This is a genomic window from Streptomyces sp. AcH 505, from assembly GCF_000818175.1.
Taxonomy (GTDB): domain Bacteria; phylum Actinomycetota; class Actinomycetes; order Streptomycetales; family Streptomycetaceae; genus Streptomyces.
The window spans coordinates 1-12,992 of sequence record NZ_JTIY01000005.1 but is presented as its reverse complement, the minus strand read 5'-3'; the positions used below and the strand labels follow the sequence as shown (position 1 = coordinate 12,992).

10 protein-coding genes, 1 tRNA gene and 1 pseudogene are annotated in these 12,992 nt (G+C 58.2%); 7 read left to right on the top strand and 5 right to left on the bottom strand.

Annotated elements, in window-relative coordinates; all coding sequences use genetic code 11:
• Positions 1 to 39: 39 nt before the first annotated feature.
• Positions 40 to 2,124 carry a HAMP domain-containing methyl-accepting chemotaxis protein gene (locus tag HY68_RS37260; protein ID WP_042001565.1) on the bottom strand — a complete coding sequence of 695 codons (2,085 nt, stop codon included), beginning with the start codon at positions 2,122 to 2,124 and terminating at the stop codon, positions 40 to 42.
• Between the two features lie 469 nt (positions 2,125 to 2,593).
• Between HY68_RS37260 and HY68_RS41455 the strand changes: the two genes are divergently transcribed.
• Positions 2,594 to 3,877: an alkaline phosphatase family protein gene (locus HY68_RS41455; RefSeq protein ID WP_157874574.1), complete on the top strand. Its 1,284-nt coding sequence runs from the start codon at positions 2,594 to 2,596 to the stop codon at positions 3,875 to 3,877.
• A 41-nt stretch (positions 3,878 to 3,918) separates the two neighbouring features.
• Positions 3,919 to 4,953, top strand: a complete 1,035-nt coding sequence (locus tag HY68_RS41450; RefSeq protein WP_078864170.1) for a LysR family transcriptional regulator — start codon at positions 3,919 to 3,921, stop codon at positions 4,951 to 4,953.
• A 482-nt stretch (positions 4,954 to 5,435) separates the two neighbouring features.
• Here the strand turns inward: HY68_RS41450 and HY68_RS41445 are convergent, their stop codons facing one another.
• Entirely contained in the window at positions 5,436 to 6,047 is a 612-nt protein-coding gene (locus HY68_RS41445) for a L,D-transpeptidase (protein ID WP_078864179.1), read from the bottom strand.
• 93 nt (positions 6,048 to 6,140) lie between these two features.
• Positions 6,141 to 6,842, bottom strand: a complete 702-nt coding sequence (locus tag HY68_RS37255) for a L,D-transpeptidase (RefSeq protein WP_042001562.1) — start codon at positions 6,840 to 6,842, stop codon at positions 6,141 to 6,143.
• 222 nt (positions 6,843 to 7,064) lie between these two features.
• Between HY68_RS37255 and HY68_RS37250 the strand changes: the two genes are divergently transcribed.
• Both HY68_RS37250 and HY68_RS41440 read left to right on the top strand, forming a co-directional pair.
• Positions 7,065 to 7,730, top strand: coding sequence for a response regulator (locus HY68_RS37250; RefSeq protein WP_042001559.1), 666 nt, complete (start codon positions 7,065 to 7,067; stop codon positions 7,728 to 7,730).
• On the top strand, positions 7,730 to 9,145 hold the full coding sequence (locus HY68_RS41440) for an ATP-binding protein (protein WP_078864169.1): 1,416 nt from the start codon (positions 7,730 to 7,732) through the stop codon (positions 9,143 to 9,145). Before HY68_RS37250 ends, HY68_RS41440 begins: the two co-directional genes overlap by 1 nt.
• A 25-nt stretch (positions 9,146 to 9,170) precedes the next feature.
• Here the strand turns inward: HY68_RS41440 and HY68_RS37245 are convergent, their stop codons facing one another.
• Together HY68_RS37245 and HY68_RS37240 are read right to left on the bottom strand one after the other, a co-directional pair.
• The gene (locus tag HY68_RS37245) at positions 9,171 to 10,007 is read right to left on the bottom strand and encodes an integrase arm-type DNA-binding domain-containing protein (RefSeq protein WP_078864168.1); all 837 of its coding nucleotides are present in this window, start codon (positions 10,005 to 10,007) and stop codon (positions 9,171 to 9,173) included.
• 471 nt (positions 10,008 to 10,478) lie between these two features.
• A tRNA-Arg gene (locus tag HY68_RS37240) sits at positions 10,479 to 10,555 on the bottom strand.
• A gap of 318 nt (positions 10,556 to 10,873) precedes the next feature.
• Between HY68_RS37240 and HY68_RS37235 the strand changes: the two genes are divergently transcribed.
• The 3 genes and pseudogenes from HY68_RS37235 to HY68_RS37225 all read left to right on the top strand — a co-directional run.
• Positions 10,874 to 12,229: a site-specific integrase gene (locus HY68_RS37235; protein ID WP_042001556.1), complete on the top strand. Its 1,356-nt coding sequence runs from the start codon at positions 10,874 to 10,876 to the stop codon at positions 12,227 to 12,229.
• A gap of 159 nt (positions 12,230 to 12,388) precedes the next feature.
• Complete coding sequence (locus HY68_RS37230) at positions 12,389 to 12,760, top strand: metalloregulator ArsR/SmtB family transcription factor (protein WP_042001553.1); 372 nt, start codon at positions 12,389 to 12,391, stop codon at positions 12,758 to 12,760.
• A pseudogene (locus HY68_RS37225) lies at positions 12,753 to 12,992 on the top strand (low molecular weight phosphatase family protein); the annotation flags it as partial. The gene HY68_RS37230 and the pseudogene HY68_RS37225, both read left to right, overlap by 8 nt.

Sequence of the window (12,992 nt, the reverse complement as noted above, 5' to 3'; positions counted from 1 at the left end):
TCCGTCGGCATCGGTGCCGGCCGGAATCCATCGTTGCGGCTAGGCTGCTCGTACCTCGGCGAGGAAACGGTCAACTTTGGCTGTAAGATCGTTTGACTGCGAAGACAATTGAGCAGCCGCTCCCAGCACGTGACTCGCCGCGCTGCCAACCTCGTTGACGGCGTGTTGGACGCCGGCGATGTTCGAATTGACGTCCTGCGTGCGACGCGCAGCTTCCTGCACACTGCGCGATATTTCTTTGGTGGCAGTACTCTGTTCTTCGATCGCCGCCGCGATCGCGGTCCCGATTTCGTCAATTTCGCCGATAACGTCGACGACATTCCTGATCGCGACGACAGTTTCATCGCTGGCGGTCTGGATTGACGTGATTTGGTCCGCGATCTCAGTAGTCGCCTTTGCGGTCTGTTCGGCAAGCGACTTTACTTCGGAGGCGACCACGGCGAATCCGCGGCCGGCATCGCCAGCACGGGCGGCCTCAATGGTAGCGTTGAGGGCGAGCAAATTCGTTTGTGCAGCGATGCTCTGGATCAGCGTAACAACATCGCCGATCTTCTGCGCGTCCTCAGCCAGCGACCTCGCAGTGTCGCCGGTGCGCCGGGCTTGATCGACGGCGCGTGCGGCGATCTCAGTCGAAGTGGAAATCTGACGCGAGATTTCAGAAATCGACGATGTTAATTCCTCCGCCGCGCTCGCGACCGTCTGGACGTTGGTCGATGTTTGCTCCGAGGCGCTGGCTACCAGACCGGCCTGCTGATTGGTCTTGGCAGCAGTCGTCGACATTGATTGAGCAGTGCCTTCCATGACCGCCGACGCCGACGATAGCTCGCCGACCAGATCGCTGACGTCGGACTCAAACGCACGCGTGAGATCGGCTATTACCCGTCCGCGTCGCATCTTGATGTCACTTTCGTTCGCTTTTTCGGCAGCGAGACGATCAGCCTGAATCTTATTATCCTTGAATACCTGGACAGCGGCGGCCATTGCGCCGATCTCATCGCGCCGGGCCGCGCCCGCAATCTCCTCGGCGACCTCACCAGCGGCAAGCCGGGACATCCGCCCCGTGAGGGTGGCTATGGGGATCAAAATGCGTCGTCGAACGAGTACCAGCAAGGCAGTACTTCCCGCCACGACTGTCAGGAGCCCAGCTAGCGCGACCGCAAAACTGAGGCGTGCAGAAAAATAATCGTCGGCGAGACCTTTCTCCGCATTCTCATAGAAGGCGTCGCGCAACGAAACGATAGCTTCGTAGGCGTTCTGCGCCGCCGAGTGAAATGTATCGACGTCGGTTTGGTATTGTCCCGACGCGGCGCCATCTTCGGCAATCTTTAGTTGCTTTCCAAAGCGATCGACATATTCTGATTGCATCTTCGCCAAGGACGCCATGACGGTGGCTGGGATGGACGTCTCAGCGCGCAATTCTTGAAGCGTTGCAATAATCTGTTCGGTGCGTCCGGTAAAACGGGCTAACGTATTCTTCTCGATATCCGTTGCGGCGCGCTTACCTGCGATCAGACTTTTGTAGCGGCCCGAGTTCACGCCGGCGATATCGCGCAGCGTCCAAGCAGTGACTGCATAGCTGGCCTTACGATAGGCATCTCCGTCGAGAGCTGCAAGTCGCCGGACTTCTTCGTCGAGGAGATGATTGGCATCGGCGTTAAGCACAGTATTGTCCGCGACGATCTTGCCGATAGCACCACGCCGCTCCTCCGAGGGCACTGCGATCGCGGTATCAATAGTTTTGCGCAACGTCTGGAACCGAGTGGTGATGGCGTCGATGGCGCTTGCAATCATGTCGCGATCGTCGAGGGAGGCCGGTAGGCCATTACGTACCTCGCCAAGCCCGGCCAGCGCACTGTCCGTCAGCGTCCGTAGCTTTTTCAATTCAGAGAGCTTCTTGGGGTCAATTGGGTATTCATTCGATATGAGAAGGTCTGTCGCAAACCCGCGCTCAGGATTGAGGAAGCGCGGAACATTGCCGACGGCCCGTGCGATTGCAAGCCGGCTTTGGGCAATGGAAACGTTGTTCATCGCCTGATGCTTGCTTGACACGACATAGGCAGCGACGCCGCCTCCGACACTGGCCAGCGTAATGATCGAGGCGGCCAGAAATGTTGCGAGTTTCACGGTTGGCATCCTTCACCGAACGTCGATGTGATGCCACCATCTTAGATGATGGGCTTTAATCTGCGGTTCATTCCAAAATGGAATGCATAACTCCCGCCCTCCGTTGACAGAAATTGGCTACGACGGAGAATATGCCTCCGTGATCGTCGGCGTAAACGGAGTGCTTTGCTAAGCACATGCGCTCGGTAAAACGTTGCAACCGATAAACATTCTCAAGAACGCATACGGTGGAGGAGTTCTATTTGATGTCTTCTTTAAGCCATTCAACGAGCGACCCACTCATCTCGGCTCCGCCCTCCATCTCGAATGTGCGAGATGTTCTTCCCTTTACCGAGATGTTACGAAAAGTCACATATCCGTTCGATTTATTCGATTGTGCTCATGCTCCGAATCGTAAAACTCGCCATGCCGCAGAAAGGCCTCGGCTACAATCCTGGTCAGAGACCATAATCAGGGAAGGATGAGCCGCGTGGCGACAAAGCGCAAAGTGATCGTCGTCGTTTGTGACAGTTTGCGGCGGGACTTGCTCGGGCATTCGACTCCGACGCTCAACAGGTTCAAAGAAAGCGCGACGATGTTCGAGTCCCATCGAGCAATCTTTCCCTCGGCGACACGAGTGACATCCGCCTCAATGGCGACCGGTTGTCGACCAGCTCGGCACGGGCTCCATGGCAACACGATGGGCCTTGACGACGGAAATGGCCCGATCGTCTATTCTGTTGGCGAAGCGAGCTTTGTCGAACGGTTACGGGCTGCTACAGGGCGCACGTTAAGGTGTCCGACGCTCGCCGAGCGTGTCGTAAGCCTCGGACATGCGATGCTCTTCTCCAACGTGTCACCGGGCGCCGCCTACTTCCATGACCCCGATGGCTTCGGCTACGTCTATCATCGAGCGGGGTCATTCGGTCCTGGGAGGCGCCCGCTGCCCGATATAGAGGGCTTGGCGATTCAATCAGGCATCGCTGGTGATCGCACAATGGCAATGCGATTTTGCCAAGAGCTTCGCTCCGGTAGAGCGGCGCCGGTGTCTGTCTTGTGGCAGTCGGAGCCGGATTGGACCGCGCATCGGTTTCCGCTCGGTTCACCAGAGCATCTCGATGCCATTCGGTCGGCAGATGAGAATGTCGCTCGCGTGCTCGACACGCTAACGGACAACGTCCCTCAGTCTGAAGACATACTGGTCATCGTTTGCTCTGACCATGGAAATGAGAGTGTTCGTCGACAGATTGATATCCAAGCCGAACTGATCAGGGCTGGATTTAAGGCTGCACCAACGTCAAGGGACATTGTCGCGGCATCGCAGGGCACGTCGTCATTGCTCTACTTTTCAAAGAGTGCCGAAATAAAGGTGGGACAGGTCGAAGCGTATCTTGCCGAGCAGGAATGGGTAGGGTCGACTTACGTGGGGCCGCGCCTACAAGAGCTCGGTCTCGAGCACGAAGGGGGGCTACAAATAGCCATCGCGATGGCGACAGATGATCGCGCCAATCCCTACGGTGTAAAGGGCTATTCCGACCTCGCCATTGGCCCCGACTCCAAGGATCAAGCGGGAGTCGGACAACACGGCGGCCTTGGACAGAACGAACGGTACATGCCGTTTCTAATGATCAAAGGACCAGGCTTTCCGACGGGAGGTGTTCGAACAGATGCGACCTCGCCCTTAGATATAGCACCCACGGCGCTTCGTCATCTGGGTCTCGATGACGAGGGCATGGATGGTCGCGCGTTGCAATCGTCGTCGACCGAGCGCTAGCGCCGCTCGCTTCGAACGGTATTTATTTCGATGATCGTCCTATGAATCATCTCAGTTGCATTCGGGTTTTCAAGCGCGTTGTTGAGTTGGGCAGCTTCACTAAAGCTGCGGAAGAACTTCGAATTTCGCAGTCCAGTGCCACTAAACAGGTGTCTCAGCTTGAACAGCACCTCGGCGCCCGGCTACTGAATCGAAATACTCGCGGTATCAGCATCACGGAAGATGGCGCCATATACTACGACAGCTGCAAAGGCATACTTGCTGACGTAGAGTATGCGGATTCGATAGTTGGCGAACGTAGTAAGTCGCTTGCAGGCACCCTACATATTTCCACTTCGGTCGCATTCGGTCGGCGAGTGCTAGCGCCTCTTCTCATGGAATTCATGGGGTCGCAGCCACAGTTGAAGGTGGATCTCGTCTGTAACGATGACTACGTCGACCTGGTAACGCACGGTGTGGATGTAGCTTTACGGATGGGGCGCCTCTCCGACTCGTCTTTGGGATGCCGCTACATTACGCATAATCCGTGGGTTATGGTGGCCGCGCCCGGATATCTCGCCGGTCGATCTGAACCGCGGTGTCCTGCTGACCTCAAGCACCACGAATGCATCGTCTATTCAAGCGTACAAGGCGATGCGGTGTGGCAACTCAGGTCGAAGGCTGGAGTCGTTCAAACCGTTGCAGTCAAAGGCTCCCTTCGCTCAAACAATTTGTCGGCCCTTCTTTCAGCAACTATAGTTGGGTTCGGCATCGCAATCCTGCCGCGGTACGTTGCCTCGGCAGCACTCTCCACTGGAGACATCGTTCCGATCATGGAAACGTACAGCGTGCCAGGACAGGATCTCCACGCGGTGTTTCCGTCCTCAAAGCAGGTGTCCTCAAAGGCTCTGGCATTTACCGAGTTTCTGCTGCCCAGGTTTCGTGCGAATTGGTGGGATGGCCGTCCTCATGCGTGTGAATTCGGTAAGATGGGCACACTTAAGCCCAACGCGCATCCACCATATTGCAGCGAAGAGCAGGCGGTCAAAGCAGACAGACAACTGCACACAGCTAGGCCAGGGCGGCGACGTGCTTGATCCAGAATTTCGAAGAAGGATAATGCGTCGAGACCTAACGCGCCGCGTGGTCAATGCCTGCTGCATGGTCGCCACGCCCGTCGTGGTGGCCGAACTGTTAGAAACCGTGCCAAAACGGCTTGTCGAGATAGCCGGTGCGTAAACGCGCGAGGAGCTTGTCGAGGAGCCGGGGGTTGGTTCCTTCAGAGGCGACCGAGATATCGCTTTGGTTGGAAGAGCGTGGCCTGCGCCTACGGCCGGCGCTCGGAGGCGAACCGGAAGGGCCTTGATCCGGGATCAGACAGGAAGAGTTGCTCGCCGGCCTCCTCGACGAAGCCGACGTGCTCGCCTTATGACCTCCCGCCGCAGCATTGCAACCCAATTGCACGCCTCCACGGCGAGATCAAATGGCCAGTCGCCATAGAACACTAGGTTCAGCCGATCCTGAGCAATGGCAACGTTGCGATGCCGAAGCGCGTCCGCGTGGAAGCCGGCGTCAACGATCAACCGTTTGAGGATAGCGTCCGTCCGAACAGGCTCGCGCCCCGCGAAATGTTCTGTCCAAATGGGAGCACGACCACGGTCGTACCGACCTTGACGCGATCATAAAGGTCGATGGCGTCGTGATTAGTCATGCGGATGCAACCAGACGACACAGACTGTCCGATATATTCCGGTTGGTTGGTCCCGTGGATTCGGTAGAGCGTATCCTGATTGCCTTGGTACAGATAAAGCGCGCGCGCGCCGAGCGGATTGGCTGGTCCGCCGGCAATGCGTTTCGGGAACGGTCCAAGACGAGCCTGCTCTCCGGGGGTGGGCACCCAGTCCGGCCATTCCGCCTTTCGGGCAACGGTCGCGGTGCCCGAGAATGCCATTGCCTCTTCGCCAACCGCCACGCCGTAGCGTAACGCCTTGTGATCCGGCAAAATGTAGTAGAGGTAGTGAGCATCGCTATCGACGATGATCGTGCCTGGTGCCTCCGCGCGATCATAGACCACGACATGGCGGCGATATTGTTCGGAAATCTGGGCTTCGACGTAAGGCGGATTGGCGAGCAATTGTCGGTCGCGGAGCGTCATGCTGGCGTCGGTCGAAGGCGACAGCGTGGTCTGCATGCAGCCGACCATCAGCAAGCTTGCCGCGAGGGATAGGCTAAGTTTCAGCCAGGGAAGAATTTTGAATCTTGTACTCATCGCCCACCAACTGATCTAGTTTGCGACCGCAGCGGATTGCACCCCGCTCATGACGGCCGGCTGGATTACCACCACATGAGTTCCAAGCTTCACACGGCTGTATAGGTCAATGACATCCTGGTTCATAAGTCGAATGCAACCGCTGGAGACCGCATGGCCGATCGTTTCGGGTTCGGTTGTTCCGTGAATTCGAAACATGGTGTCCCGCTCATTTTGATAGAGATACATCGCCCGAGCGCCGAGCGGGTTGCCTAGGCCGCCATCCATGCCACTTGCCCATTTGCGGTAGCGTTTCGGCTCGCGAGTCATCATGGCTTCTGTCGGCGCCCAGTGCGGCCATTCCCCCTTGCGACTGATCGTGGCATTGCCCTGGAAGGCCAGCCCCGCCTTGCCGACTCCAATGCCGTAGCGCATCGCCTTGCCGCCCGCTTCCACGAGATAGAGATGCCGCGCCGCCGTATCGACGACGATCGTGCCCGGCGGCTCTTTGGTCTGATAGTCGACGACCTGTCGCAGCATCTGCGGATCGATCACGCGAAGGTCAATGGCCGGAACCGTATAGCGCCCGTCCTTCAATTCCGCGTATTGCGAGAACGCGCCGATGCGGGAATAACTCATTGAAAGCATCGAGCCGCTTCCTCCAGCGCACCCTGCCAGCATGATCGGCAGCGCCAGCACCGTGATAGAGCGCCGCACGTGACGTTTGCTGAACTTCATCGTCAAATTTCCATTCGGCAGTCAAGATGCGCCGATTCGGCAAGCATCGGCCTCACCCAACGGTCGAGGCTTAAAGCAGGCTTAAGAGTGCGCCGCTCGGGACACACATCGCGGCGAACTCGTGGCTTTATGTTTCGGTGTTGTGATCGCGCAACATCTCATATGCGCTTAAGACTGTCTTAAGGTTCGAGCCCGACCGGTGCAGATGAGGATCTCTAACATATGCGCATTCTGGTAGTGGAAGATGATCCACTCATCCTGAACGGCTTGGCCATGGGCCTATCACTCCACAGCATGGTTGTTGACGGCGTAAACAATTGTGAGGACGCGCACGCCGCGCTTGCGACGACGCAGTTCAATGCGGTTGTATTGGACTGGATGCTTCCTGACGGATCTGGCATCGATGTCCTGCGCGACATGCGAAGCCGCAAGGACACGACGCCGGTGCTGCTGTTGACGGCGCGCGACGCCGTAGAGGACCGGATCAGAGGCCTCGATGAAGGCGCCGATGATTACCTCGGCAAGCCATTCGATCTTGACGAGGTTGCTGCCAGACTGCGGGCCCTTGACCGGCGAGCCGCCGGCCGCTCCATACCAAATCTGGTCTGGCAAGATTTGACGCTCAATCCTGCGACGATGGAGGTCTCTCTGGAGTCCAAACCCCTGATTTTGTCACGCCGCGAGTTCGCCGTGCTCAGTGCACTGATGGAACGACCGGGCATCATAGTTTCCCGATCTCAACTCGAGGGACGGCTTTACGGGTGGCAGGAAGACGTGGGCAGCAATGCCGTCGAAGTACACGTTCACAATCTGCGCACCAAAATCGGCCGACAGCGAATACAAACGCTTCGCGGCATCGGCTATCGGCTGCGAAGCGAGAACATTTGATGTCGCTGCGAACGCGCCTGTTTTTGATCCTCGTCGCATCGACGAGCCTGATCTGGATTAGTGGTTTCACGTGGATTGGAATCAACAGCAAATCCGAGATTGACTATTTGCTCGATCGGCGGCTCATGGAAGCTGCAAGGATGGTAGCGTCGCTTAATCTGAAGACAGATGATATCGACTTGAATTTATCGTCCGATGATGGCGGGCAACATCCTGCCAATAGGAAATACGAGCGTCGCCTCAGCTGTCAGATATGGTCGTTTGACGGTCATCTGATCGGTCGATCCGCAAACGCGCCGACGTCCGAGCTGACCGAGCAGGTCGGCGATTTCTCCGAGCGAAGAGTCGATGGCGTATTGTTTCGCGTATATGCACTCGAGGATACTGCGCGCGGCATCCGCGTTCTGGTAGGCGACGAAGTCGAACAGCGTCGTCAGGCGGTTCGTGATTTGCTGAGTGGCCTGATGATTCCCGCGATGATCATCTTGCCGGCGATCGGATTTTTGATCTGGATCAGCATCCGCCGGGGTCTCGCGCCGCTAAGACTTGTTACCGAGACATTGACAGCTCGGGACGCGGAGAATCTCGCGCCCCTGAAGATCGGCCCGTCGCCGCCGGAAATCCAGCCTCTCGTCAATGCCCTCAACGGGTTGTTCAAGAGGGTACTTGCCGCACGCGATCATGAACGTAGTTTTGTGGCCTACGCAGCTCACGAACTGCGGACGCCGCTGGCGGGATTAAAGACTCAGGCGCAAGTCGCGATTGCGTCGTCCGATCCTAAGATTCGGGACAACGCCCTCAAGCACTTGGTTGATGCGGTCGACCGTGCCGGGCGCTTGGTCAAGCAATTGCTGACGATCTCGCAATTGGATGCGAATACCGAAAAGCGATCGGACAAGTGGTTCAACGTCGGCGAGCTGCTCGGCGACATCCATCGCGATGTCAGTCCTGATCTGCATCCCGAAAGGATCGAGCTTTCGCCATCGCTTCGCGATAGCAGCATCGAGATCGATCGAGAATTATTTCATCTCGCTGCGCGGAACTTAGTCGAGAATGCGTTGCAGCTGACGCCCGCTGAAGGCAAGGTCCGCTTGTTCGTGCAGCATGGCGAGGAGGAATCGAAAATCTGCGTTGAAGATGATGGTCCCGGCATTCCTGCGGAGGAACATATGCTCGTGTTGCAGCGCTTTGTGCGTGGCCGCCATAAATATCCCACCGGAAGCGGATTGGGACTATCTATTGTGAGAGCTGCGCTGGAGCAGGCGGATGCCAAGCTCGAGCTGTCTAGTCCCGAAAGCGGCTGCGGCTTGCGTGCGGAAATTATCATGAAGTCTGGTCGAATACGGCGGAGCGAACCCGTGGGCGCAATGATCAGTCTTGGTGTCGATGCCAAGCAGCCGCAAGCGCTTGTTTAGCGTGTTGTTCGATAGCGGGGCATCCTTAGAGCAGGAAAACGCGTACCGGCGATGGCCAGTCAGCTTTTGAACGCTGCGCAGGATCGCGAGTGCCTGCCGTGACAGAGGCACGACATGGTCCCAGCCGGTCTTCATTTTGATGGCTAGGAACGGTCCAGCGTTTGGCATCCCAATCCACCTCGTTCCACTCCATTTCATTGACCATGCCGGGGCGGGGAATGGTCAGCGCGTCGAAGCGCAAGGCAAGTCCCACAACGTCACCAAACCTCGCTTTCGTCCAGGGTGCGCTGATGAGCTTGAAGACGCGCGTCACGTCGCGCGCTTCGGTAACGCCAGGACGCTGGATCGAAATATTGGCGATCTGCCCCTTCAGGTTGCGGAATGGATTGTAGCCGTCGCCTTCGACATCGGCATAGTCGCAGATTTGCTCACCGATGCTGCGCACACGGTCACGGGTTTCCAGCTTTCCCTCAGCCTCGTATGAACGCATGAAAGCGAGCACGTCAGGACGCTTGATGTCCTGCCTGGACAGCTTGCCGAATCGATCCTTGACGTAACCGACCAGCAGCTCGAGCACCTCGATGGTCTTGGGGTCGCGCACCGCGACAATCCTGCCGCGTTTGACTTTCTCGACTTTCTTCTTCGCGAGCCACTCGTCGGCCCATTGCGCGAAAGGTCGGGCGGCCGACTGCCTGTGCTTGTCTAGCTGCTTCTCTGTGCTCAGATCTTTGCCCTCCTTGAGCAGTTCTTTGGCCTTGTCGCGCTCGCGCCGCGCGTCGGCGAGCGATAGCGTGCCACCCCTGCCGTTGCCGTAACGGCCGATGGAGTAGGTTTTCCGACGGGTGCGGAAGCGGTAGTCCATCCGTCACTGGGCTGGCCGTGTTCTGTAGAACAGTTGTCTTGCTGAGCATCTCCAGATGGGGGACCAACTGACCAAAGGCGGGATTATCTTTGACCCCGACCACTTTGCCTGCCAAGTCGACGAACCCCATTGTCGCCCGCGACGGGCCGTGGATCGGTAGGTCGTCGAGTAGGATTCTTCCACATGTCAAGGACATCGATCATAGCTAAAGCGTCGCCCTCGGCCGCGCTGCCTTGGCGCAGATCAACGCCGTGCTCCGCTAGAAGATTGATAAACTGATTGACGACCTCGGTTGCACGCTCAAAGGATGGATAGGACAAGGAAGACCTCCAAGGCGAAACCGTGGCTGGCTCGTGGCACTCGGGAACGGCATCGATGTGTGGTGGGTCGGCTTCGTAGGCACGTCGACCATAAGGAAACAAGCGCCGCTAGATACGGCGTCAGCAGACATCCGATCAATCATTAGAGAGATGGCGCACCCGACACGATTCGAACGTGTGGCCTTCGCCTTCGGAGGGCGACGCTCTATCCAGCTGAGCTACGGGTGCTTCTTGCTTACGCAGTGCTTACGCGAATTTCGCGTAGGAGTTAACCCCAACGCGCAGCCCTCGCAAGCTATTGCAGTACAATACGCTTTCTTCCTCACTTTTCGCACCAGCCGGCTTGACACCTGCCTTCGGAGCAATTTGTCCTGGCTATCCGAAATGCACGCTAGGACACGCCATGATACTACAACGCTTTGAAACGTATGGACAATCCGGTCTTCCTCGCCGAAATCCATATCCCACACTTCGCTCGGACTTTCATCCGGCTGCTTCCGTGGTGCTTCCGCGGAAACAGCCCGCTCTCCAAGGGGAATTCGCGTAATGGCCAAGCTCACGAAACGTGTCGTGGATGCAGCCGCAGCCCGCGAGAAGGACTACTTCATCTGGGACGACGAATTGCCCGGCTTCGGCCTTCGCATCTTCGCGTCCGGTAAACGCAGCTACCTTATCCAATACCGCGCCGCGGGTCGAACCCGCCGCTTCACAATCGGCCTTCATGGCGTGTGGACGGCGGAGACGGCCCGGCAGGAAGCTAAGGTGCAGCTTGGTCGCGTCGCACAGGGTGATAACCCCTCCGAGGAACGCCTGCTGGATCATCAGGCGATCACCGTCAAAGAGCTGTGCGCGATGTACCTCAAGGACCTCGAAGCCGGTCTCATTCTCGGAAAGGGAGGCCGACCGAAAAAGGCAACGACCATCGTCAGCGATACCGGTCGCATTCATCGACACATCATCCCGCTGATCGGCACGCGCCGGGTAAAGGACCTGGTCAAAGCCGACATGACCAAGGTGTTGAAGGACATCATGGCGGGGAAGACGGCGGTGTCGGTGAAGACCAAGAAGCTGCGCGGCAAGTCCATCGTGACAGGCGGCGCCGGTACGGCCACGCGGACGCTCGGACTCGTTGGCGGCATTTTCACCTACGCCATGGAGGCAGGGATCATCACGGCCAATCCCGTGCACGGCATCCGCAAGCCCAAGGACAATGTCCGCGACCGTCGTCTCACCCAGGCGGAGTACCGCACGCTCGGCGAGATTCTGCGCCAAGCGGCCGAAACCCCGAAATATGAGATGACGGTCGAGATTATCCGACAGATCGCGCTCACCGGCTGCCGCCGGAGCGAGATGATCGGTCTCAAGTGGACCGAGGCGGACACTGACGCGAGTTGCATGCGTCTGGAAGACAGCAAGGAAGGTGCCTCCATCCGTCCCATTGGCCTCACCGTGGTCGAGTATCTGGAAGAACGACGCAAAACCTCGACGGGAAGCTATGTCTTCCCCGGCCAGGGTGAGGACACCGCCTTTGGCGGTTTCCCCAACCATTGGCGGCAGATTTTCCGGGACTCGCCGCTGGCCGATGTAACGCCGCACGTCCTGCGTCACAGCTTCGCCAGCATCGCCAACGATCTCGGCTTCACCGAGGTGACCATCGCCGCCCTGGTCGGCCACTCGAAGGGGACCGTCACGAGCAAATACATCCATTCGCTCGACACGGCCCTCATCATGGCCGCCGACACCATCTCCGGCTACGTTCAGGGGCTGCTCGATGGGGTCAAGTTCAAGCAGACCGCCTACGCAGTAGATCGGAACTCCCGAAAGGCCGCGCTATCTCACTTCCTCAAGAAGGCGGTGGAAGACCCGAGCGGGAACGGACAAGACTTGCCATTGGCCGCTTAAGTAGTTGACGGGCTAAACGGAAAGCGAGTTGGATTATTTGTCTGGCTCGCTCCCGCTTTCCATCGCGGCGAGGCATTGGCCCTGCGACACTCTCTCATTCTTTAGCAAGGCCAACGCGCGCCGCTGGACTCATCTCCATATGTCGATTAGTCTCGACATATGGAATCAGACAGCGCCATCCTCGCTTTCGCCGCCCTTGCGCAGAACACCCGCCTCGACGTGTTCCGCATGCTGATGGAGCACGAGCCAGAGGGACTGCCCGCAGGTGAGATCGCCCGCCGGTTGGACGTCCCGCACAACACAATGTCGACGCATCTTGCAACGCTGACGCGCGCCGGCCTGATCGACGCCGAGCGGCACAGCCGCTCGATCATCTATCGGGCGAGGCTCGAGGCCGTGCATGCGCTCACCAGCTTCCTGGTGAAGGACTGCTGCGGTGGCCGCCCGGAAATCTGCGCGCCGTTGATCGCCGATCTTTCCCCCTGCTGTTCGCCGCAATCCCTCGCCGCCAAGGAGGCTGGCCATGACTGACCGCATCTACAATGTTCTGTTCCTCTGCACCGGCAATTCGGCCCGTTCGATCCTCGCCGAAAGCATCCTGACCAAGAACGGCGCCGGTCGCTTCCGCGCCTTCTCGGCCGGTAGCCAGCCCAAGGGCGCGGTGAACCCCTTCGCGCTGAAGGTGCTCGGGAGCTTTGAGTACCCTACGGAAGGCTTCCGTTCGAAGAGCTGGGAGGAGTTCGCCCATCCCGGCGCACCCGTC

Coding starts and splice junctions, on each gene's coding strand:
- HY68_RS37255 (WP_042001562.1), bottom strand. CDS start 6,842: ATGAAGTTCAGCAAACGTCACGTGCGGCGCTCTATCACGGTGCTGGCG.
- HY68_RS37245 (WP_078864168.1), bottom strand. CDS start 10,007: ATGGACTACCGCTTCCGCACCCGTCGGAAAACCTACTCCATCGGCCGT.
- HY68_RS37235 (WP_042001556.1), top strand. CDS start 10,874: ATGGCCAAGCTCACGAAACGTGTCGTGGATGCAGCCGCAGCCCGCGAG.
- HY68_RS41440 (WP_078864169.1), top strand. CDS start 7,730: ATGTCGCTGCGAACGCGCCTGTTTTTGATCCTCGTCGCATCGACGAGC.
- HY68_RS41445 (WP_078864179.1), bottom strand. CDS start 6,047: ATGCAGACCACGCTGTCGCCTTCGACCGACGCCAGCATGACGCTCCGC.
- HY68_RS37230 (WP_042001553.1), top strand. CDS start 12,389: ATGGAATCAGACAGCGCCATCCTCGCTTTCGCCGCCCTTGCGCAGAAC.
- HY68_RS41450 (WP_078864170.1), top strand. CDS start 3,919: ATGAATCATCTCAGTTGCATTCGGGTTTTCAAGCGCGTTGTTGAGTTG.
- HY68_RS37250 (WP_042001559.1), top strand. CDS start 7,065: ATGCGCATTCTGGTAGTGGAAGATGATCCACTCATCCTGAACGGCTTG.